This is a genomic window from Streptacidiphilus sp. PB12-B1b, assembly GCF_014084125.1.
Classification (GTDB): domain Bacteria; phylum Actinomycetota; class Actinomycetes; order Streptomycetales; family Streptomycetaceae; genus Streptacidiphilus.
Genome location: NZ_CP048405.1, coordinates 7,372,687 through 7,398,212, shown reverse-complemented (window position 1 = coordinate 7,398,212; position 25,526 = coordinate 7,372,687). Strand labels below are relative to the sequence as shown.

Annotated in this window: 19 protein-coding genes, 1 pseudogene and 1 riboswitch; of the genes and pseudogenes, 10 read left to right on the top strand and 10 right to left on the bottom strand. The window is 75.4% G+C overall.

All coding sequences use genetic code 11. The features are described 5' to 3' along the window. The first annotated feature begins 102 nt into the window (after positions 1 to 102). From GXW83_RS32230 to GXW83_RS32210, 5 genes are all read left to right on the top strand, one after another. The gene (locus tag GXW83_RS32230) at positions 103 to 1,482 is read left to right on the top strand and encodes an MFS transporter (protein WP_182446525.1); all 1,380 of its coding nucleotides are present in this window, start codon (positions 103 to 105) and stop codon (positions 1,480 to 1,482) included. A gap of 192 nt (positions 1,483 to 1,674) precedes the next feature. After that, positions 1,675 to 2,610 (top strand): undecaprenyl-diphosphate phosphatase, encoded by a 936-nt coding sequence (locus GXW83_RS32225; protein WP_182446524.1) that lies wholly within the window; start codon positions 1,675 to 1,677, stop codon positions 2,608 to 2,610. Positions 2,611 to 2,802: 192 nt separating this feature from the next. Next, a complete protein-coding gene (locus GXW83_RS32220) occupies positions 2,803 to 3,435 on the top strand; it encodes a co-chaperone YbbN (protein WP_182446523.1) in 633 nt (210 codons plus the stop codon). Positions 3,436 to 3,580: 145 nt separating this feature from the next. Then, a complete protein-coding gene (locus tag GXW83_RS32215) occupies positions 3,581 to 3,925 on the top strand; it encodes a VOC family protein (protein ID WP_182447703.1) in 345 nt (114 codons plus the stop codon). Between the two features lie 155 nt (positions 3,926 to 4,080). Then, a riboswitch (cyclic di-AMP (ydaO/yuaA leader) is annotated at positions 4,081 to 4,232 on the top strand. A gap of 12 nt (positions 4,233 to 4,244) precedes the next feature. After that, positions 4,245 to 5,195, top strand: a complete 951-nt coding sequence (locus GXW83_RS32210) for a M23 family metallopeptidase (protein ID WP_304940979.1) — start codon at positions 4,245 to 4,247, stop codon at positions 5,193 to 5,195. A gap of 104 nt (positions 5,196 to 5,299) precedes the next feature. Here GXW83_RS32210 and GXW83_RS32205 read toward each other — a convergent pair whose 3' ends face one another. The 8 genes from GXW83_RS32205 to GXW83_RS34985 all read right to left on the bottom strand — a co-directional run bounded on the left by GXW83_RS32205 (position 5,300) and on the right by GXW83_RS34985 (position 14,664). Continuing rightward, positions 5,300 to 5,602 (bottom strand): hypothetical protein, encoded by a 303-nt coding sequence (locus tag GXW83_RS32205; RefSeq protein WP_182446522.1) that lies wholly within the window; start codon positions 5,600 to 5,602, stop codon positions 5,300 to 5,302. 391 nt (positions 5,603 to 5,993) lie between these two features. After that, positions 5,994 to 7,631, bottom strand: a complete 1,638-nt coding sequence (locus GXW83_RS35180) for a hypothetical protein (protein ID WP_182446521.1) — start codon at positions 7,629 to 7,631, stop codon at positions 5,994 to 5,996. Between the two features lie 128 nt (positions 7,632 to 7,759). Continuing rightward, positions 7,760 to 9,514 carry a PrsW family intramembrane metalloprotease gene (locus GXW83_RS32195; RefSeq protein WP_225447372.1) on the bottom strand — a complete coding sequence of 585 codons (1,755 nt, stop codon included), beginning with the start codon at positions 9,512 to 9,514 and terminating at the stop codon, positions 7,760 to 7,762. A 107-nt stretch (positions 9,515 to 9,621) separates the two neighbouring features. Further along, a complete protein-coding gene (trmB, locus tag GXW83_RS32190) occupies positions 9,622 to 10,389 on the bottom strand; it encodes a tRNA (guanosine(46)-N7)-methyltransferase TrmB (RefSeq protein WP_370466832.1) in 768 nt (255 codons plus the stop codon). A 100-nt stretch (positions 10,390 to 10,489) separates the two neighbouring features. Beyond that, entirely contained in the window at positions 10,490 to 11,689 is a 1,200-nt protein-coding gene (lhgO, locus tag GXW83_RS32185; protein WP_182446520.1) for an L-2-hydroxyglutarate oxidase, read from the bottom strand. Positions 11,690 to 11,818: 129 nt separating this feature from the next. After that, positions 11,819 to 13,354, bottom strand: coding sequence for a hypothetical protein (locus GXW83_RS32180; RefSeq protein ID WP_182446519.1), 1,536 nt, complete (start codon positions 13,352 to 13,354; stop codon positions 11,819 to 11,821). Between the two features lie 728 nt (positions 13,355 to 14,082). Then, on the bottom strand, positions 14,083 to 14,490 hold the full coding sequence (locus GXW83_RS32175; RefSeq protein WP_182446518.1) for a hypothetical protein: 408 nt from the start codon (positions 14,488 to 14,490) through the stop codon (positions 14,083 to 14,085). Between the two features lie 45 nt (positions 14,491 to 14,535). Then, entirely contained in the window at positions 14,536 to 14,664 is a 129-nt protein-coding gene (locus tag GXW83_RS34985) for a hypothetical protein (RefSeq protein WP_255431339.1), read from the bottom strand. Positions 14,665 to 14,883: 219 nt separating this feature from the next. Between GXW83_RS34985 and GXW83_RS32170 the strand changes: the two are divergent. The 3 genes and pseudogenes from GXW83_RS32170 to GXW83_RS32160 all read left to right on the top strand — a co-directional run. Further along, positions 14,884 to 16,281 (top strand): annotated as a pseudogene (locus GXW83_RS32170) (asparagine synthase-related protein); the annotation flags it as partial. Positions 16,282 to 17,242: 961 nt separating this feature from the next. After that, on the top strand, positions 17,243 to 17,740 hold the full coding sequence (locus tag GXW83_RS32165) for a universal stress protein (RefSeq protein WP_182446517.1): 498 nt from the start codon (positions 17,243 to 17,245) through the stop codon (positions 17,738 to 17,740). Between the two features lie 52 nt (positions 17,741 to 17,792). Continuing rightward, positions 17,793 to 18,467 (top strand): DsbA family oxidoreductase, encoded by a 675-nt coding sequence (locus GXW83_RS32160; RefSeq protein ID WP_182446516.1) that lies wholly within the window; start codon positions 17,793 to 17,795, stop codon positions 18,465 to 18,467. A gap of 60 nt (positions 18,468 to 18,527) precedes the next feature. On the opposite strand, the gene GXW83_RS32155 is transcribed toward GXW83_RS32160, so the two are convergent. Continuing rightward, positions 18,528 to 20,495 (bottom strand): sigma-70 family RNA polymerase sigma factor, encoded by a 1,968-nt coding sequence (locus GXW83_RS32155; RefSeq protein WP_182446515.1) that lies wholly within the window; start codon positions 20,493 to 20,495, stop codon positions 18,528 to 18,530. A gap of 191 nt (positions 20,496 to 20,686) precedes the next feature. Beyond that, on the bottom strand, positions 20,687 to 21,472 hold the full coding sequence (locus GXW83_RS32150; protein WP_182446514.1) for a TetR/AcrR family transcriptional regulator: 786 nt from the start codon (positions 21,470 to 21,472) through the stop codon (positions 20,687 to 20,689). Positions 21,473 to 21,848: 376 nt separating this feature from the next. Here GXW83_RS32150 and GXW83_RS32145 point away from each other — a divergent pair, with 376 nt between their 5' ends. Together GXW83_RS32145 and GXW83_RS32140 are read left to right on the top strand one after the other, a co-directional pair. Continuing rightward, positions 21,849 to 23,192 (top strand): NAD(P)/FAD-dependent oxidoreductase, encoded by a 1,344-nt coding sequence (locus tag GXW83_RS32145; RefSeq protein ID WP_370466831.1) that lies wholly within the window; start codon positions 21,849 to 21,851, stop codon positions 23,190 to 23,192. Between the two features lie 191 nt (positions 23,193 to 23,383). After that, positions 23,384 to 25,231: a SpoIIE family protein phosphatase gene (locus tag GXW83_RS32140; protein WP_225447371.1), complete on the top strand. Its 1,848-nt coding sequence runs from the start codon at positions 23,384 to 23,386 to the stop codon at positions 25,229 to 25,231. Positions 25,232 to 25,526: the final 295 nt, after the last annotated feature.

Below are 25,526 nucleotides of genomic sequence, written 5' to 3'. Positions count from 1 at the left end.
CGTTGGCTCGGTCATGGGTCAAGTGTATAGCCTTGCGTTCTGAAGACTTTAGGTGTTTACTCTTTCATGAGAAACAGGATCGAGAGCGAAAGGCGGTGCAGCATGACCCGCACCCTGCGGCAGCAGAAGCAGGCAGGACAGTCCAAGAGCAACGGGCAGAACGGAACGGCGGCGTCCACGCTGCGCCGCGTCCAGCTCGGCAACGCGCTCAGCGCGTTCGGCAGCGGCTTCACCGTCCCCTACATGTTCGTGTACGTGGACCAGGTGCGCGGCCTCGGTTCGATGACCGCGTGGCTGATGTTCACCGTGTTCGCGCTCGCGGCCCTCGCCGTGCTGCCCTTCAGCGGGCGCGGCATCGACCGCTGGGGCCCGCGCCCGGTGCTGGTCGTCGGCGCGGTCACCGCCGCGCTCGGCGCCTTCGCCTTCGGGCACGCCACCGGCAGCGAGCACATCCTGGCTGCGGCCTTCCTGTTCGGGGCCGGAGTCACCACCGTGCAGCCCGCGCTGGCGACGATGATCGTCCGCTGCTCCACCCCGGCCACCCGCTCGCACGCCTTCGCCCTGCAGTTCACCCTGGTCAACCTGGGTATGGGCATCGGCGCGATGATCGGCGGCCAGATCGTGGACGTCCACCGCCCCGCCAGCCTGACGCTGCTGTTCAGCATCGAGGGGCTGATGTTCCTGGTGCTCGCGGCCGTCACCGGCAGCGTCCGGATCCCGGGCGCCCCGGCGCTCGCCCCCGCACCGGCCGCCCGGAGCGACCGGGGCACCGAGGCCCGCTCGGGCTTCCCGGCGCTGCTCCGGGACAAGGCGATGATCCGGGTCTGCCTGCTCGCCGGGCTGATCTTCTTCACCTGCTACGGCCAGTTCGAGTCCGGCGTCGCCGCCTACGCCACCTCCGTCGTCGGCACCTCGCCGTCGATCCTGGGCTTCGCCCTGGGCGCCAACACCCTGGTGATCGTGGTGCTGCAGATGATCGTCGTGCGGATGACCGCGCGCCGCCGCCGCAGCGCCGCCATCGCCGCCACCGGCCTGGTCTGGCTCGGCGCCTGGGCCATGGCCGGGGTGGCCGGGCTGATCCGCGGCGACGCCATGATCGCCACCGTCGCCATGGTCTCCGTCTACGCGCTGTTCGGCGTCGGCGAGGCGCTGCTGGCGCCCACCCTCGGGCCGATCGTCGCCGACCTGGCCCCGGCCCGGCTGCTCGGCACCTACAACGCGGCCTTCGCGCTGGTGAAGCAGATCGCGGTGGCCATGGGCCCGGCGGCCGGCGTGCTGCTGGTCGGCGCGGGCGCCTCGGTCGCCTACCTGGCCGTGATGGCGGGCTGCACCGTCCTGATCACGGTGCTGGCGCTGCGGCTGCGGCACCAGCTGACGCCGCTCCAGGACAACGCGGTGCACCCGGAGCGGGTGGTGGCAGGCTCCGCCGCGCTGCCCCGGCCCCGGCCCGAGCTGCGGCCGGAGCTGCAGTCCGTCGCCTGACCGGGATGCCCGGGCCGCCCGAGGCCGCCCGGCCCGTTCACCGGAACCTTCGACCGCCCCACGGCGGCCGGAGGTTCCGGTGAATTCGGGGCGTCCGAGCGGTGAACAAGGACGGCCCGGCGACGGGGGGTCTACAGCTCTGTAGTACTTTCTGACTGCCCAGTGTTTGCCCCTGTCTGCTGAAGGCCGTCGATGTCCGTCCTCACGTATCCAGAAGCGATCGGCGTCGGCCTGCTCCAGGGCGTCACGGAGCTTTTCCCCGTCTCCAGCCTCGGCCACAGCATCCTGGTGCCCGCCCTCATCGGCGGCTCCTGGAAGCGGGACCTCAATGTCTCCGCCGCCGGCTCCCCGTACCTGAACGTGCTGATCGGCCTGCACCTGGCCACCGCGCTGGCCCTGGTCGTCTACTTCTGGCGGGACTGGGTGCGGATCATCCGCGGCCTGCTCACCTCCGTCGTCCAGCGCCGGATCGAGACCGTGGACCAGAAGCTCGCCTGGCTGCTGATCGTCGCCACCGTCCCGGTCGGCATCGTCGGGCTGGCCCTGAACAAGGTGTTCCAGGACGCCCTCGGCACCCCCAAGGTCGCGGCCGCCTTCCTCGCCCTCAACGGCCTGGTGCTCTACGGCGCCGAGCGGCTGAAGCGCGGCGGCAGCGGCCGCCGCCGGGCCGGGGACGCCGCCGTCGACGAGCTGGGCCCCGACGGCCTGCCGCTGCACCCGGACGAGGTGTCCGACCTGCGCATCACCGGCAAGCTGAACTGGAAGCAGGCCGCCATCGTCGGCGGCGCCCAGGTGCTGGCCCTGCTGCCCGGCATCAGCCGCTCCGGCGTCACCATGAGCGCCGGGATCTTCAAGGGCCTGCGCCACGAGGACGCCGCCCGCTTCGCCTTCCTGCTCGCCACCCCGGTCATCGGCGCCGCCGCGCTGCTCAAGGTCCCCTCGCTGCTCGGCCCGGCCGGGGACGGCATCCGCGGGCAGGTGCTGGCCGGCTCGGTCGCCGCGTTCGTCGCCGGCTACGTGGCGACGCGCTTCCTCACCAAGTACTTCGAGACCCGGACGCTCACGCCGTTCGCCATCTACTGCACCCTCGCCGGGCTCGGCAGCCTGGCCTACCTCAGCTGGGGCTGACCGGCGCCTGGCCCGGCGGCCGTCCCGTCCCGTCCTGGTTGCGCCCGCCGGGCGGTGAGCGGCCCGGCAGTCACCCGACGGGGTGATTGCCGCACCGCGCCCCGGCGATGCACCGGGCGCGGCGCGGCCCGGCTGCTCAACTGATGCCGGGGCGGTAGGCGCCCCGGAGTCGGACCGAGGAGGGCCCCGCCGATGACCGGCCTCCGCGCCGCGTCCCGGGCGCTCGCCTGGGCCCTGGCCGTACTCGTCCTCGGCGGCTGCCTCGGCGGCTGCGTCACCGTCGTCGGCCGTGGACGCCCCGCAGCCGGGGCCGGCGCCGCCGGACGCCCCGGGCAGCCGTCGGACGAGAGCCTGGGCCTGGCCCGGCCGTTCCTGTCGCTGCCGCCGGTCACCCTCGACCCCGTCCCCGACAGCTACGACCCGGCCGCCGACGCCTCCGACGACGTCGCCCGGGCCCTCGCCGCCGCCCGCGCGGACGGCAGGCCGGTGCTGCTGGACTTCGGCTCGGCCTGGTGCGAGGACTGCCGCGCGATGTCCGCGTTGGTCGACACCCCCGGCGTGCACCAGGTACTGGCCCGGAACTACCACACCGTCGCCATCGACGTCGGCCACTTCGACCACAACCTGGCCCTCGCCCAGCGCTACGTCGACCTGGGAAGCGTCGGCATCCCGGCCCTGGTCGAGCTCGCCCCCGACGGCAAGCTCCTCGAAGGCGACAGCGACGGACGCTTCGCCAACGCCCGCGCCTTGGCCGCCGACCAGCTGGCCGACCTCCTCGTCGACTGGCTCTACAGCGGCGCGGGCCCGGCCGCCGCCCAGCACTGACCGGCGCGCCCGCCCACGGCTTCACCCGCCCGCAGCTTCACCCTTCGGCAGCTTCACCCGCCCGCGTCGCGCCGGAACCTCGCAGTCCCGGGCCGTACGGCGCTAGCGTGGCGGAGTGGTGACGAGCGAGGGCCCGACCGCGGGCATGGGCCGGTTGGACGAGATCGTGGTGGACTGCGCCGAGCCCGCGCGGCTGGCCCGCTTCTGGGCCGCGCTGGTGGGCGGCCTGCCGGTGGACCGCGCGCCCGACTGGTCCTACGTCGACCCGCCCGGCGGCCAGCCCCGGCTGGCCTTCCAACGGGTGCCCGAGGGCAAGCAGAGCCGGAAGAACCGGCTGCACCTGGACATCGACGTCCCCGACATCGCCACCGCCCGCACCGCCCTGATCGGGCTCGGCGCGCGGGCCGTCGGCGAGGTCCGGACGGACGACCAGGGCGCGTTCCAGGTCATGCTCGACCCGGAGGGCAATGAGTTCTGCCTGGTCCGCTGATGACAGGCGTGTGTCGATCCGGTGCACCGATGCGGACAAAAGCCGCGTATGCAACGTGAGTTGCCAGCTGCCTCCCCGAACCACTTGGAATCAATCGTCTCTAGGATTAACGTTTGATAACGCAGCACGAAGTTCTGCCGTTCGACGAGCGGCGTCGTGCTCTGTCGCCTAATCCTGCTGGGCGCCGCCCCGTGCGACGCCCAGGAGCCGGGGAACCACGTACCTGGGGTGAATCAGCCGCGAGGCTGTAGGGGACCTTCCTCCCCGAACCCGTCAGCTAACCCGGTCGGCGCTAGGGAAGGAAAGGAGCACGCCGATCGTGGCGTCGTACCAGTCCGCGTGGGCACCCGTGCAACCCGAGGCGCCGCAGCGCCCCGCAGGGATCGCGCCCTCGGCCGTCCTCGGCCTGGCGGCCATGGCCGCGGTCGGCGCCACCGGCGCGATCGGCCTGGCCACCCCGGCCCACGCGGCGACCATCGGCGACGCCAGGCCCACCGGCGCCAAGCCCTCGCTCAGCGTCCAGGACCACGCCACCGCTGAACTGTCCACCGGGACCACCGCGCTGATGGAACGCGACGCCACCGCCGCCGACCCCGGCACCGCCCTCGCCGACCGCATCCGCGCCCAGGCCGCGCAGCAGCGCGCCGACTCCGACGACGCCGCCCGCCGCCAGGCCGCGCAGGCCGCCGCCGCCAAGCTCGCCGCCGCCCGGGCCGACGCCGAGGCGGAGGCCCACGCCTCCGCGCAGCACGCCGCCGAGGCAGCCGCCCAGGCCGAAGCCCAGGAGGCCCAGGCCAGGGCCGAGGCCGAGGCCGCCGCGCAGGTCGTCCAGGCCGAGCAGCAGGCCCGCGCCGCCGCCGACCAGCAGCAGCTCGGCACCCTGGTCACCCCGGTGCAGGGGGCCGTGGTCGGAGCGGGCTTCGGCCAGTCCGGCACCTACTGGGCACAGTTGCACACCGGCCTGGACCTCTCCGCCGCGACCGGCGCGCCGGTCGTCGCCATCGGCGCGGGCACCGTCACCTCGGCCGGCTGGGCCGGCTCCTACGGCTACCGGGTCGTGGAGACCCTGCCCGACGGCACCGAGCTCTGGTACTGCCACCTCTCCGCGATCGGCGTCGGCTCCGGCGAAGTGACGCCCGGTCAGCCCATCGGCCGGGTCGGCGCCACCGGCAACGTCTCCGGCCCGCACCTGCACCTGGAGGTCCGCCCCGGCGGCGGCGAGCCGGTCGACCCGGCGCAGTGGCTCTCCGAGCGCGGCCTCAGCATCTGACCGCGGGTCCTCTTTGTCCTCTGATCCTCTGATCGGACTGCAGACACGAGAGGTCCGGACGGCTCAGCTGCCGTCCGGACCTCTCACCTCTCGCGTCCGGGCTGTCAGGCCCGGCGGTCCACCGCGGCCCAGGACGCCACCGCAACGCCACCGGCGACGGTCAGCACCGACGGCCAGGCGCCCAGCTTCTTCGCCAGCGGGTGCGAGCCCGCGAACGCGGCCACGTACAGGCCGCTCAACGCACCGGCCGTGACCGGCCCCGCCGTCCGCTTCCACTGCGTCGCCGCGACCGCACCCGCGGCGAGCAGCGCCGCACCGCCCAGCTCGCGCCGCTTCGTCGCCCGCGCGACACCGTAGCCGCCGATCAGGCCGGCTGCCGCGACCAGGGATGAGGGAATCCGCGCCATGTCCGTACGACCTCCTGCACTAGTCCTCCCAGCACCCTAACCCGCCCCCGGCCACCCCAATTGGCGCGGGGGCTGCGCCGAGCTAGTTGGTGCGGGTGTTGTGCAGGTGCAGGCCCATGTAGCCGATGCTCCATCCCCCGGGGGGCAGCCCCCGGACCCCCGGCGGGGTCGTGGGTCGCGCTGGGCTAGTTGGTGCGGGTGTTGTGCGGGTGCAGGCCCATGTAGCCGATGCTCCATCCCCCGGGGGGCAACCCCCGGACCCCCGGCGGGGTCGTGGGTCGCGCTGGGCTAGTTGGTGCGGGTGTTGTGCGGGTGCAGGCCCATGTCGCCGATGCTCCATCCCCCGGGGGGCAACCCCCGGACCCCCGGCGGGGTCGTGGGTCGCGCTGGGCTAGTTGGTGCGGGTGTTGTGCAGGTGCAGGCCCATGTAGCCGATGTAGATGCGGCCGGTGCCTGAGCAGTCGTCGTGGTAGTGGAGCCGGGGGGCGGTGCCGCCACCGCCTATGCGCAGGTGGGCGCCCATGAAGACTTCGCCGGCCGGGTTGACGTCCAGCGGGACCGGGAGTTCGCGTTCGCTCTTCCATTTGCCGTGGGAGCGGACGGTACGGGACTCGTCGCGGATCACCTTGCGCGGGGGGAAGGCGTGGCAGTCGGCCGGGGTGTTCTCGCACCAGCGGCGGAAGTCCCCGCCGGACTCGCCCCGGACCGCCGCCTCGGCGTAGTCCTGGAGGGCGAGCAGGGCGTCCCAGGCCATACGGACCCAGGTCGGGTGGTCCGTCTGCTGGTCCAGGTCGCGGGTCAGCCGGGGGTCGCCGGTGAACCGGAGCAGCGGGAACTCGTCCATCCGCTCCAGCAGCTCGGCGAAGGACGCCGGGTCGTTGTGCAGGTCGCGTTCGGCCGGGGCGTGGTCGGCGAGGTCCGGGTACCCGGCGGCGGCGAGGCGCCCGCGCAGCGAGCGGACCTCGGTGCGGGCCTCGCGCAGCTCGCTGTACTGCTCGTCGTACTCCGCGGCCAGCTCCGACTCGCGCTCCTCGGCCGCCCGCAGCCAGCGCCGTACCTCCTGGATCTCGCCCGCGCGCGCCCGCTCCTCCAGCGCCTCCTCCTCGTGCGTGTCCACCAGCAGCGATCCCGGCTGCACGCCGTCGATCTCCGCGCCGCTGTCGGTCAGCCCCCGGGCCCGCAGCGGCGGCAGCGCCGCCAGCGCGTCCGGCATGGGCGTCTGCACGGCGAGCCGGCGCGGCAGCCAGGCCAGCAGCCCGGAGGCGCGGCGCAGATCCGATTCGAAGGTGTGCCGGGCCATCACCCGGTGCCGCTGGGCGTCCGGCTGCCAGGCCGGGTCGAGGCCGGGGAGGTAGGTGCGGACCGCGCCGCCGAACACCCGGTGGTGCTCCAGCGCCCGGTTGAACTCCCGCTCGGCGCCGGGGGCCAGGGCGTACAGGACGGCCAGCCCGGCGCAGCCGCGCAGCAGCGGGTCGACGGTCTCGGCCAGCCAGTCGTCGAAGTCGGTGTGGGAGGGGGTGCTGGCGACGACGATGGGCAGCCGGCGGTCCGGATCGCACAGCTCGTCCAGGACCTCGTCCAGGTCGCCGCGCTCGATCACGGTCGGCATCGCATGCAGGGAGGCGGCGCCCGGGTGCTCGCCCTCGGTGGCGGAGAGGACGTCCAGCAGGCCGCGGGCCAGGGAGGGGACGGGCGCCTTGGCGACGGCCACGCCCCGCGCCGGGAGCAGCTCGGCATCCAGCCGCACCCAGGTGCGTCCGCCGGTGGGCGTGCTCACCGTGAGCGAGGTCTGCCAGATGCCCTGGAGCGTGAACTCCCGCAACCGCCAGCGCGCGAGTGACTCCTTCGCGCCCTTCGCGCCCCGCACGCGCTCCTTGAGCGAGCAGTCCAGAACAGCCTGCGAGCCGACGCGATGTCGGCCCTCCTCGGCGACCGGGCCGTCGTAGTGCTGCGCCTTCAGCCAGTGCCGGACCTGCTCCTCGGCCAGGGAGACGGTGTCTCTGTGGGCGTGGCCGCTGGTCACAGCCATGCGATAGATGCCATCCGTCATCCGCGGGCCTCCTGACGCATTGTCGGCGTCCCGCACGCAGCGTGCGGATAAAAGGGACAACGCCGGGGGCGACCCGGAAGGTTCCGACGGGCCGGGGATACGGAGGCTCAGTGGGAGGGATGCGCGGGCGGCTGGTGCGGCTCGGACGCCGGTGCGGGCTGCTCCGGGCCGGGCGCGGGCAGGGGCGCGGGAGCTGCCGACTGCGGCTGCGGTTGCGACTGCGGGAGGGGCGGGTGCGCGTGCGGCTGCGGCTGGTACGGGAACGGTGGCGGCTGGTGGCCCGCGCCCGGCACCGGCTGCGCCGGGAGGAAGCCGCCCGGTGCGCCGTACGGCGCCGGATACCCGGGCCCGTACGGCTGCGGGTACGCCTGCGGGTAGGGCTGCGGCGCGTACGGCTGCGATGCGTACGGCTGCGGCGCGTACGGCTGCGGCGCGTACGCCTGCTGTGCGTAAGGCTGTGGGTACGGCTGGGGGGCGTACGGCAGCGGCTGGCGGCGTGCGGCCTGCGGCGGCACGCCCCGATAGCCGTACACCGGCCGTACCGGCGGGTGCAGCCGCTGCCACTCCTGCTCGCCGACCCGCGCCAGCACCTCCCGGACCGCCTCCCGCCGCTCCCACAGGTGGTGCAGCAGCTCCTGCTCGCGCTCCGGGAACTCCGGGCCGACCAGGCCGCGTTCGGCGCGCTGCCGCAGGAACGCCAGCGAGGTCGCAAAGCCCAGGTACTCCCGCATGGTCCTGGCGCCGCTCGGGCCGAGCGTGAAGCGGGCCAGGTCCAGCGCCTGCCTGCGGGTGCGCATGGACGACAGCACCAGCGGCACCGGCGGCGATATCCAGCCCGCGCCCGCGTACACCGGCAGCTGACGGCCCACCGCCTTCAGCTCGTTCCGCCGGGACCACACCGCCAGCCACACCATCAGGCCGAACACCGGCACCATGAACAGGAAGTACACGCCGATGAAGCCGAGCGACCCCAGCACCGAGGAGCCGTTCCAGGTGCCGTGCATGAACATGGCCACGGCCCAGCCGCCGATCGGCGCGAGCACCTTCAGCCAGCGGCGGCGGGTCATCGCCGCGATCCCGAAGCCCACCCCGGTCATCGAGGTGAACAGCGGGTGCGCGAACGGCGACATCACCTCGCGCAGGATGAAGGTGACCACGGTCACCTCGATTCCCAGGCCCTCGTTCCGCCCGTCCAGCACCGAGCGGCCGATGTAGAGGATGTTCTCGGTGAAGGCGAAGCCGGTCGCGGTGAACCCGGCGTAGACCACGCCGTCGACGATGCCGCTGAAGTCCTTGCGGCGGAACAGGAACAGCAGCAGGACGGCGGAGCCCTTGCAACTCTCCTCGACCAGCGGCGCGACCAGGCTGGCCCCGAGCGTCTGCCCGCCGCCGATCTGGTGGCTGATCAGCAGATCCGTCGCCCAGGTGTTGGCCATGATGGCGACCAGGGTCGCCGCGCAGGAGCCCCAGGCGAAGCAGAACAGCAGGTTGCGCAGCGGCTTGGGCTCCACCCGGTCCAGCCAGGAGAACGCGGCCAGCACCAGCGGCACCGGCACCAGCGCCAGGCACATCCCGATGAGCAGCCCGGAGCCGCCGGTCTGCCCCTCGACCTTCCACAGGATGCCGACGCCGCACAGCGCCAGCAGCAGCGTCAGCGCTACCAGCCGCAGCGGCTTGCTCTCGAGGAGTTGCCGGCGCGGCGCGTAGCGGAACCGGCGCGGCAGCGGGAAGTCCGGGCCCCCGGCGGCCTGCGGCACGGGGAAGGCGCCGACCAGCGGAGCCGGGCCCGCGCCCGGCTCCCCGGCGGCCGGCGGGGGTATGTCGTCGCTGGGTACGGACCGGTCGGGAAGGGGGCTGCTCACCGTATGACCTTATCGGGGTCGCCGACGGCTGGGTACGGCGTTTCTGCTGTTCGCCAGGGTCGGACGCGGCCTTCGCCAGGGCCCGGACGGACCGCGCCAGGGGCGGGTCAGCGGCGCCGGAACAACAGGTCCTGGACGACGTGCCCCTTGTCGATCCCCTGCCGTTCGAACTTGGTCACCGGACGCCACTCGGGGCGCGGCGCGTAGCCGTTGCCGCCGGGGTGCAGGTTCTCCAGCTCCGGGGCGGCGCTCAGCACCTCCAGCATCTGCTCCGCGTACGGCTCCCAGTCGGTGGCGCAGTGCACGACCGCGCCGGGGCGCAGCCGGGAGACGGCCAGCGCCAGGAACGCGGGCTGCACCAGCCGCCGCTTGTGGTGCCGGGCCTTGGGCCACGGGTCCGGGAAGAAGATCCTTAGCCCGGCGAGCGACTCCGGGGCGAGCTGGTCGCGCAGCAGGACGACGGCGTCGCCCTCAGCGAGGCGGACGTTGTCCAGGGCGTCGGCCTCGATCCGGCGCAGCAGGTTGCCGTGGCCGGGGGTGTGCACGTCCACCGCGAGGATGCCGGTGGAGCGGTCGGCGGCGGCCATGGCGGCGGTGGCGTCGCCCATGCCGAAGCCGATCTCCAGCACCACCGGGAGGCCGGGCGAGCCGAACAGCCGGTCGAGGTCGAGCAGCCCCTCGCCGTCGACGCGGACGCCGTACGCCTCCCACAGCCGCGCCAGGGCCGCCCGCTGGGCGTCGCTCATCCGCCCCTTGCGCGGGTGGAAGCTGCGGATCCGGTGCTCGGAGTGCAGCGACGCGGGAACGGGCGCGCCGAGCGAGGGGATGTCCTCGGGGCGCACGGGAGCAGCTGGTGGCAGGAGATGGCGGGTCACAGTGCGGACCAGTCTACGTGCCGCCCGACGCCCGTCCCCTGGCCTCCGGCAGGCCCGGGCCCGGGCCCTGCGGTCAGCAGGGGCTGCGGTCCGGGGGAGGTCAGGCGGCGGCGAGGGCGGTCAGGGCTCGGCGGGCGACTTCGCGGCCGATCGGTAGGGAGGCGGTCGCGGCGGGGGAGGGCGCGTTCAGCACGTGCACGGTGCGCGGCGCCTCGGCGAAGGCGAAGTCGTCCAGGAGCGAGCCGTCCCGGCCGACGGCCTGGGCCCGGACGCCCGCCGGGGCCGGCCGCAGGTCCGCCTCGGCGCAGTCCGGCAGCAGCCGCTGCACCTCGCGGGCGAAGGCGCGCCGCGACAGCGAGCGGTGCAGCTCGGCCGTCTCCGCGCGCCAGTGCCGGGCGCCCAGCCGCCACGCGCCGGGCCAGCCCAGCGTCCCGGCCAGGTCGCGCGGGCTGATGGCACGCCAGTCGTAGCCCTCGCGGGCCAGCGCGGGCACGGCGTTGGGCCCGGCGTGGACGCCGCCGTGCAGGTCGCGGGTGAGGTGCACGCCGAGGAAGGGGAACGCCGGGTCGGGCACCGGGTAGACCAGCCCGCGCACCAGCTCCCGGGCGCGCGGCGCCAGCTCGACGTACTCGCCGCGGAACGGCACGATCCGCACGCCCGGCTCGTCCCCGGCCAGCCGGGCGATCCGGTCGCTGTGCAGCCCGGCGCAGTTCACCAGGACCCTCGCCCGGACCTCGGCGAGCGTGGTGCCGACCGTGACGCCGTCCGCCCGGCGGGCGATGCCGGTCACGGTGTTGCCGGTCCGCAGCTGCGCGCCGGAGAGCGCGGCGTATGCGGCGGCGACCGCCGGGTAGTCGCAGATGCCGGTGCTGCCGACGTGCAGCGCGGCGATCCCGGCGACATGGGGTTCGTATTCGGCCATTCCGGCCGGGCCCAGCTCGCGCACCGGCAGCCCGTGCTCGCGTCCGCGCTGCGCCAGCGCGTGCAGGCGCGGCAGCTCGGCGCTGGTGGTCGCCAGCACCAGCTTGCCGGTCTCCCGGTACGGCAGCCCGTGCTCACGGCAGAACGCGGCCAGCTCCCGGCCGCCCTCGACCGCGAACCGGGCCTTCAACGACCCGGGCCGGTAGTACAGGCCGCTGTGCACGACACCGCTGTTGCGGCCGGTCTGGTGCGCGGCCAGGCCGGTCTCCTTCTCCAGCACGATCACCCGCACCCCGGGGTCGGCCCGGCTGATCGCGTACGCCGTGGAGAGGCCCACGATGCCGCCGCCGACCACAACCACCTCAGCGTCGAACCCCACACTGCTCCTCTCCCGATCCCGAGCGGTCCCGAGCCCGCATGTCAGGGATCGTCCCACGAGGGTCCGACAATCCCGCCGGCCGGTCGTGGTCCCGGTCCCGGTCGCGCTTCGGTCGCGGTACGGCCGGGCTCAGGCGGGGGCGGCCAGCACCAGCCGGGCCCGGCGGGCCAGCTCCTCGGCCTGGACCTCGCCCTGGTAGCGCTCCAGCCGGCGCAGCATCTCCTGCACGTACTCGCGGGTGCGCTGCGAGGAGATCCGCCCGGCGACCTCCACCGCCCGGCTGCCGGCCGCGACCGCCGCGTCCAGGTCGCCGTCGTCCAGCTCGGCCAGCGCGGAGACCACCAGCCGCAGGCCGTGCGAGCGGACGTACTCCTCGGTCGGGCGGGCCAGCGCCTGCGCGGTGTACTCGCGCACCTTCAGCGGCATGCCCAGGTCGCGGTAGCACTCGGCGGCGTCGGCGGCGAGCCGGTCGTAGGAGTGGAAGTCGATCCAGGCCGGGTCGGCGTCGCCCGGGCGGGAGCGCTCCAGGCAGCTCTCCGCCGCCGAGAGCGACAGCGCGCAGGCGTGCGCGCTGCCCGCGCGGGCGTGCGCCCTGGCCTCCACCAGGTGGAAGAAGCTCATGGTCCGGGCCGTGGCCAGGCCCCGGTTGCGCTCGATGGCGGCCTGCGCCAGGTCCACGCCCTCGTCCGCCGCGCCCCGGTAGGTGGCCTGCAGGCTCATCGAGGCGAGCACATAGCCGCCGAGCGGCACGTCCGCCGCCGCCCGGGCCAGCCGCAGCGCCTGGATGTAGTAGCGCTGGGCGGCCTCGTGCTGACCGGTGTCGAAGGCCATCCACCCGGCCAGCCGGGTCAGTTCGGCGGTCGCGCCGAACAGCGCCCGGCCCACCTCGTCGCTGTAGGAGCCGAGCAGCAGCGGCGCGGCGTCCTGGCGCAGGCACTCGGGCACCATCGAGGAGCGCCAGTCGCCGCCGCCGTAGCGGGAGTCCCAGCGCCGGGCCTCCTCGGCGGCCTGCCGCAGCTTGGCTGCGTCGGTGTGCCCGACCCGGTGGCCGACGCCCCCGGCCGCGATCCGCCCCGCGCCGCCCGCCGCCGTACCGCCGCCGGCACCCGTCGTACCGCCCGCGCCGGGCACGATCAGCCCGGGACCGGCGCCGCCGCCCGCGCCGGGGGCCGGGGGCGCGCCCGGGGCCTCCCGGGCCACCGAGCCGTCCACGGGGGTGATCAGCCAGCGCGACACCGGGGTCGCGTACGCCGTGACCGAAAACGTACCCGAGAGGCTGTCCCACCATCCGCCCTTGCGGCTCCCCGCGGCGTCCGGATCCAGCAGCCACAGCTCGGTCGCGTGGTGCACGGCCTCCTGGACGTCCCGGGGGAAGGCCAGCCCGATCTCCGGCACGGGATCGCTGCCGCCGAGCCCGATCTCCTCCAGCGGGACGCTGCGCCCCAGCTTCCCGCCGATCGCCGTGGCGATCAGGTGCGGCACCGCCCCCTGCGGCACCATGCCCTTGGTCACCCACCTGGCCACCGACGTCTTGTCGTAACGGTAGGTCAGCCCCCGCTGCGCGCCGAGGTCGTTGACCCGGCGGGCGAGCCCGGCGTTGCTGATCCCGGCAAGCGACAGCAGCGTGCCGAGCTTCTCGTTCGGTCCTCGTACGCTGGTGGTCATACCTGGTGCCACCCCCTCGCGCCTCGCCGTCGATGCCCGGTTACACCCAGAGTAGTTCCCCGCGTTCCCAGGGTTAAGGGGCGGTGAGGGGGATGGCGGGATACCGATGCCGGGAGTACCGGTGCCATGCCCCTGCGGGGTGTGGCCGTGCGCCCCGCCGTGCCCCCTGCCGGGCCCTTCCGCGCGGAGGTTGGATGGCGCTTGTGGGTCGGCCTGCCGGAGCGGAGCCCCAGCCTTGAGGACCCGGTGGGCCGGGGGACACTGCCGCCGTACATTCCCCGCGCGGTGGCAGCTGGGACCGGGGGGTGTGCGGACACCTCCCGGTCTGCGTCAGGGGTTCCAGAGGATCGGCTCCGCCCGGGCGGAGCCGTGTTCGTCGTCTCGGCGCGGGCCTGTCCGGGCCGGGGAGGGAGCGGTCCGGGCATGCGCCCGACGCGTGCGTCCGACCTGTGCGCGGGGCCCGTGCGCCGGTGCGCGCCGGAGTGCGCCCCGCGGCGGGCGCCGGCCGGGAACGGCTGATCCCGGCTGTCGGCTGCCGTGCTCGCGGCGATCTGCCCCGGTTGACCCGTCCTGCCCGGAATCTTCCGCAAATCGATCGCGTCATCCCTGCGGATGACTCGCCGAGCCGGTGGCACCATGTCTCCTGACGGTGCAACAGCAGGCCGCGAGATCTTTGTCCACAGGCTGTGGAGGCGACCATGCGGTGGTTGGTGGGGTGGAACGGCGCGTCAGCCGTCGGAGAGCCGGTCCTGCGCGACCTGCGCCCCCTCGGCGGACGGCTGCTCTGGCCCGGCCCCGACCCGCTGTGGGCGGTCGGCGACTGGCGGCCCGAGGAGATCACCACCGTCAGCGTCTACCGGCAGCACCACCACACCACCGACCGCGTCGCCCGGGGCTTCCCGGACCTCCCGGCCGACCCCGACGAGCCCGCCGCCGACGACGGCGCGGTCGCCCGGCTCGCCGTCCTCGGCCGCTGCGCCGCCGGCGACCGCGAACTGCGCGCCGCCCTGCTCGCCGCCAGCGGCGGAGCCCTGCGCCACCTCACCACCTGGCCCGGCAGCTACACCGTCGTCCTGCAGCAGGGCGCCCGGACCACCGTCCTCGGCGACCTCGCCGGCGTCCGCGCCGTCTTCCACACCCCCTGGTGCGGCGGAACCGCCTACGCCACCGCCGCGCTCCCGCTAGCCGACCTGGTCGGCGCGCCGGTCGACCCGCTGCACCTGGCCGCCCGGCTCGCCCTGCCCGACTCGCTCGACGCCCTCGGCGACGGCAGCCCGTTCGCCGGCGTACGGCGCGTACTCCCGGCGCACGCGCTCAGCATCCGCTCCGGCTCACCGCAGACCTCCCTCTACGAACCGCTGCCCGGCTCCGTCGGCAGCGCCTCCGCCGTCAACGGCCCCGCCGCCACCGGCGAAGTCACCCGCAGCCTGCTGGAGGCCGTCCGCTGCCGGGTCCGCAACGACCCCGACGCGCCGCCCGCCCCCGACCGCCGGGTCAGCACCGACCTCTCCGGCGGCAGCGCCTCCAGCGTGGTCACGCTGCTCGCCGCCGGCATCCCCGGCCGCGTCCCCTCGCCCTCCTGCGAACCGGCCCCCGACCCCGCCCCGGCCGAGCCGTACGACACCGCCGAGGCATACCGGACCGCCGACGCGTACCGCACCCCGGGCGACGCCCACTGGGGCACCGCCCGTCCCAGCGTCGAGGAGCGCTGGGGCGACCCGCGCAGCTACCGCACCGTCCACCACGGCCCGCCCGTGCCCAGCGAGGAGCCCCGCACTACCGGCGCGGTCCGCGGCTCCTGGGTCCGCCCCGCCCCCGGCGCCGACACCCCGCGCCCCGCCCCGCCGGACCGGCTGCTGCTCGCCGTCACCTCCACCGACACCCACGAAGCCGCAGGCCGACCGCCCGCCCCCGCCCGCACCGCCGAACTGCTCCGGGCCCAGGCCCTGGCCGCCGCCGACCCCCGGCTGCGCCACCTGGTCGTCCCCGGCGGTCCCGAGGCCCTGCCCTACGCCGACCTGCTGGACGACCCGCTCTCCGGCCCGCTCACCGACGAACCCGGGCCCGCGCTGGTCAGCGCGGTACGACAGCGCCACCGCCTGGCCGAGGCCGGCACCGACCACCTCAGCGGCCACGGCGGTCGCCAGGTCCTGGACGGCCACCCGGCCCGCCTCGCCGACCTGCTGCTGGAACGCCGACGGCTGCCGCTGATGCGCCCGGTCGCCGCGCTGGCCCGCGCCGACGGCCAGGAGCACCCCGTCCACGGCACCCTGGGCACCCCCGTCGCCGTGCTCCGCGCCGCCCGCCGCCTGGCCCGCACCCCGTACGCGGACGGGCTGGAGGACGCCGCGGTCGCGCTCATGGCCCGGCGCACCCCGCAGCCGGACAATGCGGGCGGGGCCTCCGTCGAGGCCCTCAGTTGGTGCATCCCCGGGCCCGCGGTCCGCTGGCTCACCGACGACGCCCTGTCGGCGGTCGCGGTACGCCTGCGACTGGCCGCCCGGCGCGCCGGGCCGGACGAGCGCCCCGGCGCGCGCCGGGCCAGGCTCGCGCTGCACCGGCAGGCCGCCGAGTTCCGCGTCCTCACCCAGATCATCGAGGAGTCGCACGGGCAGCGGCTGCACGCCCCCTTCCTGGACAACCAGGTGGTCCGTGCCTGCCGCCTGGTGCCCGACTCCGCCCGGGTCCAGCCCGGCGCCCGGCACGAGATCCTGCGCACCGTGCTCACCGGCGCGGGCGTCACCGGCATCCCCGAGGGCTGGGGCCACGGCGTCCCACCCGGCCCGTACGCGGCGGTCGAGACCGTGCGCGCCGGGCTGAACCGCGCTGCGGGCGCGCTGGACCGGCTGTTCGCCGCGCCGCTCCTGGCCGAGCTGGGGCTGCTCGACCCGGACGCCTTCCGGGCCGCGCTGCACCGCGCCTGCGGCGGCGCGGCGGTGCCGCTGGACGGCCTCGCCGACATCGTCTCCACCGAGCTGTGGCTCCGCCGACTGCGCGCCCGGCAGGGCTCCTGCTGGACCGGCATGCCGCTGCGCGAACGCCTCGCCCTGATCAGCAACAGCCACGCTCCGGCTGCCGCTCCCGAGGCCGTTCCCGCTCCGGCAGGGGCCGACCGGGACGAGATCCCCGACTGGGCCCGAGCGGCGTTTTCCAGCCATCCCGCAGCCACCCCGACCGGGACCGCGTCCGGACCCGCCGACACCGCGCCTGCCCGGCTCCGCCCCACCGCCGCTCCCCACCGCCGCACCCCCGCCGCGACCGACGAGACCGTCCCCCGCCCCCGCCCTATCCGCCCTACCCCCCTGCCACCCCCCGCCCCCGCCGCACCCCCACCCCGCCCGAGCCCGCCGTCCCGCCGCCGTACCCGCCTGCCGCCGCCCGTCCCCGCCGCGCCCCCGCGCCGCCCGAGCCCGCCACCCGCGCCGAGGCCGCCGTCCCGCCCGCTTCTGCTCCGCCCGCCGAGGCCGCCCCTCCCGTGCCGCCGTACCCGCCTGCTGCCGCCCGTCCCCGCCGTACCCCCACCCCGCCCGCGCCCGCCGCCCGCGCCGAGGCCGCCCCCGCCGCCCCGACCGCGCCGCTCCACCCGCCTGCCGGGGCGGCGCGGCACGTGGCTGCGCCGGGTGGGCACGCTCCGGCGTCGGCCGGGCACGGGCCGGTCGGGGTCGGGGCGCCCGCCGGGCATGCCGGGGCTGCCGAGCACCGGGCGCACGGTCGGCCCGCCGCTGCCACGGGCCCCGCGCCCGGCGCCGGGGCGGCTGCCGACCCACGGCCCGACCCACGGCCCGACCCACGGCCCGACCCACGGCCCGACCCACGGCCCGACCCGACGCCCGACCCCATCGGCGTGCCCTGACCTCCCGCGCCCCCCCACCGCGCACGATGGGCTGCATGTACCTCGTCTCCCGCGAACTGCCCGCAGCCGGTGCGACCCCCGGGGTCGTCGTCGGAGTGGACGGCTCGGACGGCTCGCTGTGGGCGCTCGACCGCGCCGTCACCGAGGCCGCCGTCCACGGCGTCCCCCTCTATGTCGTCGCCGCCGTCAACCCCGCCCCGACCGGCTACACCCCGGGCATGGTGGACCTGGTGCAGGAGAGCGTCGAACGGCTGCTCGCCGGGATGTCCGAGGTCGCCACGCGCGGCATCGAGACGGTGCTTGCCCGCCACCCGGAGCCGCCCCGGCTGTCGCTGCACACCGTGCTGGGCAACCCGGTGGAGGCCCTGCTCGCGGCGGCCGCCGCCCACCACACGCTGGTGGTCGGCACCCGTGGCAACGGCGGCTTCGCCCGGCTGCTGCTGGGCTCCGTCTCGACCGCCCTGGTGCACCACTGCACCTGCCCGGTCCTGGTGGTGCCCGCGCCGGAATACCCGGCCGCCGCCCAGCGTTGAGTTCTCTGACCGCGCAGAGAAGTGCAGAGAAGTCGAGTCTGGGAGCCACCCCGTGAAGGTCGAGATCTACAGCGACATCGCATGCCCGTGGTGCTACATCGGCAAGCGACGCTTCGAGCGCGCCCTGGCGGCCTTCCCCCGCGCCGAACAGGTCGAGGTGGTCTACAAGCCGTTCCAGCTGGTACCGGACGCGCCGACCACGGCCGTGCCGCACCGGGCCTGGCTGGAGCAGCGCTACGGCCCGCAGTCGCGCGCCATGGACGACCGGGTCGCCGCGCTCGGCCGGGCCGAGGGCATCGGCTACGACTTCGACGCCGCCCTGCACGTCACCACCCTGCACGCGCACCGGCTGCTGTGGCTCGCCGCCGCCGAGTACGGCCTGCCCGTCCAGCACGAGCTGAAGGAGCGGCTGCTGTCCGCGCACTTCGCCGAGGGCGTCGACGTCGCCGACTTCGCCGCGCTGACCGAGGTGGCGGTGGCGGCCGGGCTGGACCGGGCCCGGGTCGAGGCGTTCCTGCCCTCGGACGAGGGCACCGCCGAGGTCCGGGCGGAGCTGGCCGGGGCGCACGCGCTGGGCATCACCTCGGTGCCGACGTTCGTCTTCGACGGCACCTGGGCCGTGCAGGGCGCGCAGGAGACCTCCACCTTCCTGCAGGCGCTGGAGCAGGCCGTGCCCGCCGCAGCGGCCGCGGGCGCCTGCGGCGACGACGGCGTCTGCGCCGTCTGACCCCGCGCGGTCCGACCCCGCGCCGCCCGACAGCCCGCCGCCCGCTCAGCCGCCGCCCGCTCAGCCGCAGCTGAAGCGGGCGTCCGCCCAGTCCGCGACGTCCGGCAGCAGCGAGCCGTCGCCCGGCGCGGTCACCAGCCGGATCGCCGACACGCCGCGCAGCGCGACCCGCACCGACACGGCCGGATCGTCGCCGTCCACCGTGCCGGACTGCCACAGCGTCCGGCCGGTCGTGTCGTCCAGGACCGAGAAGCGCACCGCGCCCAGGCCCAGCTCCATGTCGTCGACCCCGGCGAAGGCGTCGAACTCGGTGCAGCCGCCGTTGAGGTCGATCACCGTGGACGACGGCGCGGTGATGGTGATCCCGCGCGGGTAGGCCACCCCGCCGATCCGCACCTCGCCGGTCCGCTGCCACACCCCGCTGCCCGCGTCGGCCCGCAGGCTGGGGCCCTGGGCCGGGCCCTGCCCCGGCGCGGCGTACGGGAGCGCGTCCACGTAGTAGTCGGCGAGCGGTACCGGCGCCGGGGTGGGCTTCGGCCGGGGCCTGGGCGCGGGCCGGGCCACCACCGGCCGGGGCTTCGGCTTCGGCCGGGGCACCGCCCGCACCGCTGGACGCGGCGGCGCGGGCACCGGCGCGGGCCGCAGCACCGGGGGCGGGGGCGGTGTGGGGGACGGCGACGGCGTCGGCGCCACCACCGCCGGGACGGACGCGGCGACCGCCCGGCGCGGCTTGGGCGGCGCGGGCTTGGCATGGCCGCCGGTGAGCGCGAACACCAGCCCGGCCACGGCCACGACCGTCACCGCCGCCGCGATCCCCGCCTTGGCGGGCAGCCCGAGCGCCTCGGCCGCCGCCCCGCCCCCGGCCGCGCCGGCGGACCCGCCGCCTCCGGCCGCGCCCGCGGCACCCGCCGCAGCAGCCCCACCGGCCCCGGCCGCGCTGGTCGAACCGGCCGCGCCCGCCGCGCCCAGCGCCGCGCCGCCGACGGCCGCGCCGCCCGCCAGCCCGGCGGCGACCGCCGCGAAGTAGCCCGAGCCCACCCACACCAGCGCACCCACCGGGAGCAGCTCGCGCAGGCTGTGGTTGAGGTCCACCAGCTCCAGGTAGGCCGCCGAGCACCGGTCGCAGTCCTGAAGGTGCGCCCGGACGTCGGTGGCGGCCCGCTTGCCCAGCGAGCCGCGGGCGAACGCGGCCAGCCGGCCCGCGTGCGTCCGGCAGTCCGAGTCCTGCGCGTCCGCGACGTGCGCCTGCAGGAAGGCGGTGGCCAGCCGGTCCCGCGCCCGACTCGCCTGGACGGCGGTGGCGTTGGCGGTCTTGCCGATCAGCAGCGCCACCTCGCGCGGCGGCTCCCGCTCGACCTCGGTGTGCCACAGCAGCATCCGGTCGTCGGCGTCGAGCCGGCTGAACGCCTGCACCACCAGCGAGTGGTCGATCTCGGCCATCGCCCAGGTGTCCGCGCCCGGGTCGGTGACGTCGACGCCCGCCACGGCGGGCGAGGTGGCCGCGAACGCGGTGAAGTCGTCCACCAGGTGCTCGCGCCGGTCGCTGCGGCTCCAGGTGGCCGCGATGTTGCGGACCGCCGTCAGCAGGTAGGCGCGGACGGCCAGGTCCGGGCCCTTCCCGGCACGCAGCGCCTGCAGGGTGCGGGCGAAGACCTCGCCCGCCAGGTCCTCGGCGGTGAAGGCGTCCCGGCAGCAGGTCCGGGCGTAGCGGCGGACGGCGTCGGCGTGCCTGCGGTACAGCTCCTCGTAGGCGGAGTCCTCGCCGGCCCGCACGGCCGCCGCCAACAGCGCGTCCGACGGCGGCAGTTCGTCCTCGTCGACCGGGCCGCCGGGGGCCGGGACGACAGCCTGCGCCGTGCGTCGCCGACGGCCCGGCCGGGGCCCCGGCCCGTCGCCCTGCGTCGGCACCTGCGGCCCGGGCGGGGGCGGGACGTCCGGTCCGGGGTCCTGCGCACCGGGCGCGTCCGTGTCTGCGTCGTCCACTCCGGTGCCGCCCGAGTCACGCTCGTCCTGGCCGCCGTCACGCATGGCAGCCCTCGTGTCGATCCACGGCGAAAGAGTCCCATGGTGAACGCACGGCACCTGCCCGGTACGGCAGTTACCACTCGTCCGGGGAACGCCGACCGGAACGCCCGTACGACTCCCGGGCGGATGTCGCCGGGCGGCCCGGTCGGCGTTCCGGACCAGCGTTCCAGGTCGACGTTCCAGGACCCCGCGCGCTAGGCCCCCGCGCGCAGCCCCGCCAGCAGGATGCCCAGCAGCCGTGCCGCGGTACCGTCCGGGGCCGCGCCGACACCCGCGTGCGCGCCGTCGTCGTCAGCGCCGCCGCCGATCCCGCCACCGGCGCCGCCCGCGGCGCGCGGCGCGCCCGGCTGCGCGGGCACGGACGCGGTCAGCACCAGCACCACGTCGGCGACGCTCACCCCGGCCCGCAGCTCGCCCGCCTCCCGCGCCCGCTCCACCAGCCGCGACAGCAGCCCCAGAAGCTCCACCAGGCTGGCCGGATCGACGTCCGCGCCGGAGGCCGACGCGCCGTCACCCCCGGCGTCCGGCAACGCCGTCTGCGGCCCCGAGGCCCGGTCCAGCACCTCCGCCCGCCGGTACGCCTCCGGCGGCAGCAGTCGGCCCGCGCCGCTGGCCACCGCGCGCGACAGGTACCCGGCCAGCGCCTCCCACGGCTGCGGATCGCCCTCGAGCGCCTCCCGCGCCTGGGTGGTGAGCCACTGCACCTCCTCCGAGGCGATCCGGTGGACCAGCACCTCCTTGCTCGGGAACCGCCGGTAGACCGTGCCGACGCCCACCCCGGCCCGCCGCGCCACCTCCTCCATCGGCGCGCCGTAACCGAGTTCGCCGAAGACCTCGCGCGCCGCGCGCAGTACGCTCTCCAGATTGCGCCGCGCATCCACCCGCAGCTGGGTGCCGCGCCTGGGCGCGGCCACACCGTTCCGCTGCTCCGGGATCGCGCCTTCCGCGGCATGCGAAAGAACCTGCTCCTGCTGAACCATGACGATCGTCCTCCCCCCGTGGGCACCCCGTCTGATGCGATGCCCCCACACGCACACTCTATGTAGCGAACCATGCGGCGCTTGCCGAGCCCATTGATTCACAGACTTACTGACCCTAGTTGAGAGCGGAACTGACGGAACAGAGGACGTCCCGCCATCCGGCCGCACCGCCCGGCCACACCACCCGGCCGAAAGGCGCCCATCCGCACACGCGACCGGCCCCGGAGCCGGACCGGATCGTCTGCGCAGATCAGCGGAGCGCCCTGCGGACGCCCGACCAGCCACGACCGTTCCGCGCCCGACAACCGTCCCAACAGATCCGGCACAGAGTATGTACAAGCAGCCGCCGAGGGTGCGGAATGGAGCGGTGACACCGGTGACCCCACCCACCCGTATCCTGATCGTCGGCGGCGGCCATGTCGGCCTCTACACCGCACTGAGGCTGCAGCAGCGCCTGCACCCGGGCGAAGCCGAGGTCACGCTGGTCGACCCCAAGTCCTACATGACGTACCAGCCGCTGCTGGCCGAGGCCGCGGCCGGGGCGGTCGACCCCCGGCACGTGATCGTCCCGCTGCGCCGGGTGCTGACCGGGGTGCAGGTCGTGCACGGCCGCCTCAGCGGCCTGGACCACCCGGCGCGCACCGCCGCCGTCACGGTCCCGTCCGCCGTCGCCGGACTGCCGCCGCGGGAGCTCAGCCTGCCCTACGACGTGCTGGTCCTGGCCCCCGGCTCGATCGCCCGGATCCTCGCCGTGCCCGGGCTGGCCGAGCACGGCATCGGCTTCCGCAGCGTCGAGGAGGCCGTGTCGCTGCGCAACCACGTGCTCACCCAGCTCGACCTGGCCGCCTCCACCCGCGACCCGGCGCTCCGCGAGGCTGCGCTGACCTTCGTCTTCGTCGGCGGCGGCTACGCCGGCACCGGCGCCCTCGCCGAGCTGGAGGACATGGCCCGCTACGCCGTCCGGCACTACGAGGGGCTGAAGCCCGAGGACATGCACTGGGTGCTGGTCGAGGCCGGCAAGCGCATCCTGCCCGAGACCGAGCCCGACGTCGGCCTGCGCACCACCGAGGAGCTGCGCGGCCGGAACATCGAGGTCCGGCTCGGCACCCGGCTGCTGTCGGTCGCCGACGGCGTGGTGGAGCTCTCCGACGGCAGCCGCCTCGCCGCCCGCACCCTCGTCTGGACGGCCGGGGTGCGGGCCAACCCGGTGCTCCGGGCCACCCGGCTGCCGGTCGACGCCCGCGGCCGGCTGCGCTGCGACGCCAGCCTGCGCGTCCTCGGCACGCCGGGGGTGTGGGCGGCGGGCGACGCCGCGGCCGTGCCGGACGTCACCCGTCCGGGGGAGTGCTGCGCGCAGAACGCCCAGCACGCCGTCCGGCAGGCCCGGGTGCTCGCCGACAACCTGCTGGCCGAAATGCGCGGGCAGCCCGTCGGCGAGTACCGGCACGAGCTGAAGGGCTCGCTCACCTCCCTCGGCCTGCACCACGGCGTCGCCCAGCTCCGCGGCCGGGCCCTGCACGGCCGTACGGCCTGGCTGCTGCACCGCGCGGTGCACCTGCGCCGGGTGCCGACCTGGGACCGCAAGGCGCGGGTCCTCGCCGACTGGGTCCTGGCCGGTCTGCTGAAGCGGGAAATTGTTTCCATGGGAGCCCTGGAGCAGCCCCGCGCGGTGTTCGAAAGCTATGTCGAACGTGAACTCCGGGACAGCGATGGGGGATAGCGCGGACGGGGGCCGAAAGCGGTCCTGGAATCAGCCGGGGGACCGTGCTGATCGGGATCAGTCCGTGCTGCGGGCCTGATGTCGCACGGCGGAGTCTTCCGCCACACTGGTCCGAACGTCCGTCACCGCACCCCGACCCAGGGGCGTCGAGATGACCAAGCCGTGCCGACCGACCTGCCAGGAAAGGCCCTGTGAATCTCACGCGCTGGAGCGCCCGGCTCCCCGGAGGACAGAGACGCGCCTCGGCCGCCCCCAAGCCGCCTGCCCCGCCGCAGCCGGTACGGCGCGGCGGCGCCGGCACCCCGGGCAGCGCGGACGCCCCGCCTGTCATGGACCTTCCCGAACAGCACCCGGAGCCGGACGCCCCGGCCGCCCACGACCGCCTCACGGTCAAGGACGTCCTCGGGCACCTGCCGGCCCTGGTCGCCGTCGGCTACGGCCCCAACCACCGCATCGGCTACCTCAACCGCGCCTACACCGACGTCTTCGGCCCCCGGCCCACCGGCGTCCCCGCCCACCAAGCCATGCCCGAGCTGGACGAACTCGGCCTGTTGCCGCTGATGGACCAGGCGTTCCGCACCGGCCGGGCGCGCACCGTCAAGGCCCGCAAGGTCACTCACTCCTCGCCCACCAGTACGGATCGCCCCCGCTTCTACACCTTCGTCTGCGCCCCCGTCCGCGACAGCGAGGACCTCGGCCGGCAGCTCGACGCCCTCGCCGAAGCCCACCAGCACCACGGACGCGGCGCCGTCGCCCGCACGCCGCTCGGCCCGCTCAGCACCCTCGGCCCGCTCGGCGCCCTGCGCCGCAGCAGCCACGCCGCCGACGTCTGCGGCGTCCTGGTCTTCGGCGCCGAGGTCACCGACCAGGTCCAGGCCACCGAACGGCTCCGCGAGAGCGAGCGCCGCCACCGCGAGGCCGCCGTCACGCTCCAGCGCAGCCTGCTCCCGCAGAAGCTCGAACAGCCCGACGACCTCCGCGTCGCCGCCACCTACCAGCCCGGCGGCCCCGACGCCGCCGTCGGCGGCGACTGGTACGACGTCATCACCCTCGGCGGCGGACGCACCGCCCTGGTCATCGGCGACGTCATGGGCCGCGGCATGCGCGCCGCCGCCGTCATGGGCCAGCTCCGCACCGCCGTCCGCGCCTACGCCCGGCTCGACCTGCCCCCGCACGAAGTCCTGCAACTCCTCGACGGCCTCGCCTCGGAAATCGACCCCACCCTCATTGCGACCTGCGTCTACGCCGTGTACGACCCGAGCGAGCAACTGCTCACCTACTCCTCGGCCGGACACCTGCCGCTGATGATCCGCGAACCGGACGGCTCCGTCACCCGTCCGGAGGAACCCTGCGGGCCGCCGCTGGGCACCGGCGGCTGGCTGCACACCTCCGCCTCGGTCTCCCTGATCACCGGCGCCACCGGCGTCCTCTACACCGACGGCCTGGTGGAACGCCGGGGCCAGGACATCGACGAGGGCCTGGACGCCCTCGCCACCACCTTCGCCGGCGCCACCGGCCAGCCCGACGTCATCTGCGCCCGGCTGCTCCGCGCCATGGGCGTCACCCCCGACCACGACGACGACGTCGCCGCCCTCGTCTTCCAACTGCCGGAACGCGACAGCGAGACCGCCGAACTCTTCCGCGGCGCCTCGCTCGAGCTGCTCGGCGGCGCCGAGGCGGTCTCCAGCGCCCGGGCCTTCACCAGCGGCGTCCTGGCGTCCTGGCGGCTCGGCGAGGAACTGCTCGACCTCGGCGTCCTCGCCGTCAGCGAGCTGGTATCCAACTCCTTCACCCACGGCCACCCGCCGATGCGGCTGCGGCTGCGCCGCACCGACCGCCGGCTCACGGTCGAGGTCACCGACGCCGACGACCACCTCCCGCGCCGCCGCCAGGCCGCGCCCGCCGACGAATCCGGGCGCGGCATCGCCATCATCGCCACCATCGCCTCCAGCTGGGGCACCCGCCGCACCCCGGACGGCGGCAAGGCGGTGTGGTGCGACTTCCTGCTCCCAGCGCCCCGCCAGACACCCCGTCCCTGACCGGTTTGACATCACGTCACGCGCCGCCTAATGTACGTCGAGCTGTCTGGGCAGGAGCCCCGAACGCGCTGAGCGCGGCCGGTCCTGTGACAGCCATCCCCGGAAGAACCAGAACATGCGACCTATGGGTCTGCCATGTCCTGCTGCCTTTTCAGCGGCTAAACCCGGGAATGCGGTGGAATTCGCGTCGATGGCGTGGTTCCGCTAGAGTTTCACTCGTCGGAACGGGCCGGAAACGGCGCGGGACGGCGGGAAATCGGGCCGGAAACGGTCTGGTAGGCTTCATAACGAAGAA

Excerpts from the sequence above, each read along its gene's own strand:
- GXW83_RS32230 (WP_182446525.1), top strand. The coding sequence starts at position 103 with ATGACCCGCACCCTGCGGCAGCAGAAGCAGGCAGGACAGTCCAAGAGC.
- GXW83_RS32225 (WP_182446524.1), top strand. The coding sequence starts at position 1,675 with ATGTCCGTCCTCACGTATCCAGAAGCGATCGGCGTCGGCCTGCTCCAG.
- GXW83_RS32220 (WP_182446523.1), top strand. The coding sequence starts at position 2,803 with ATGACCGGCCTCCGCGCCGCGTCCCGGGCGCTCGCCTGGGCCCTGGCC.
- GXW83_RS32215 (WP_182447703.1), top strand. The coding sequence starts at position 3,581 with ATGGGCCGGTTGGACGAGATCGTGGTGGACTGCGCCGAGCCCGCGCGG.
- GXW83_RS32205 (WP_182446522.1), bottom strand. The coding sequence starts at position 5,602 with ATGGCGCGGATTCCCTCATCCCTGGTCGCGGCAGCCGGCCTGATCGGC.
- GXW83_RS35180 (WP_182446521.1), bottom strand. The coding sequence starts at position 7,631 with ATGGCTGTGACCAGCGGCCACGCCCACAGAGACACCGTCTCCCTGGCC.
- GXW83_RS32180 (WP_182446519.1), bottom strand. The coding sequence starts at position 13,354 with ATGACCACCAGCGTACGAGGACCGAACGAGAAGCTCGGCACGCTGCTG.
- GXW83_RS32165 (WP_182446517.1), top strand. The coding sequence starts at position 17,243 with ATGTACCTCGTCTCCCGCGAACTGCCCGCAGCCGGTGCGACCCCCGGG.
- GXW83_RS32155 (WP_182446515.1), bottom strand. The coding sequence starts at position 20,495 with ATGCGTGACGGCGGCCAGGACGAGCGTGACTCGGGCGGCACCGGAGTG.
- GXW83_RS32150 (WP_182446514.1), bottom strand. The coding sequence starts at position 21,472 with ATGGTTCAGCAGGAGCAGGTTCTTTCGCATGCCGCGGAAGGCGCGATC.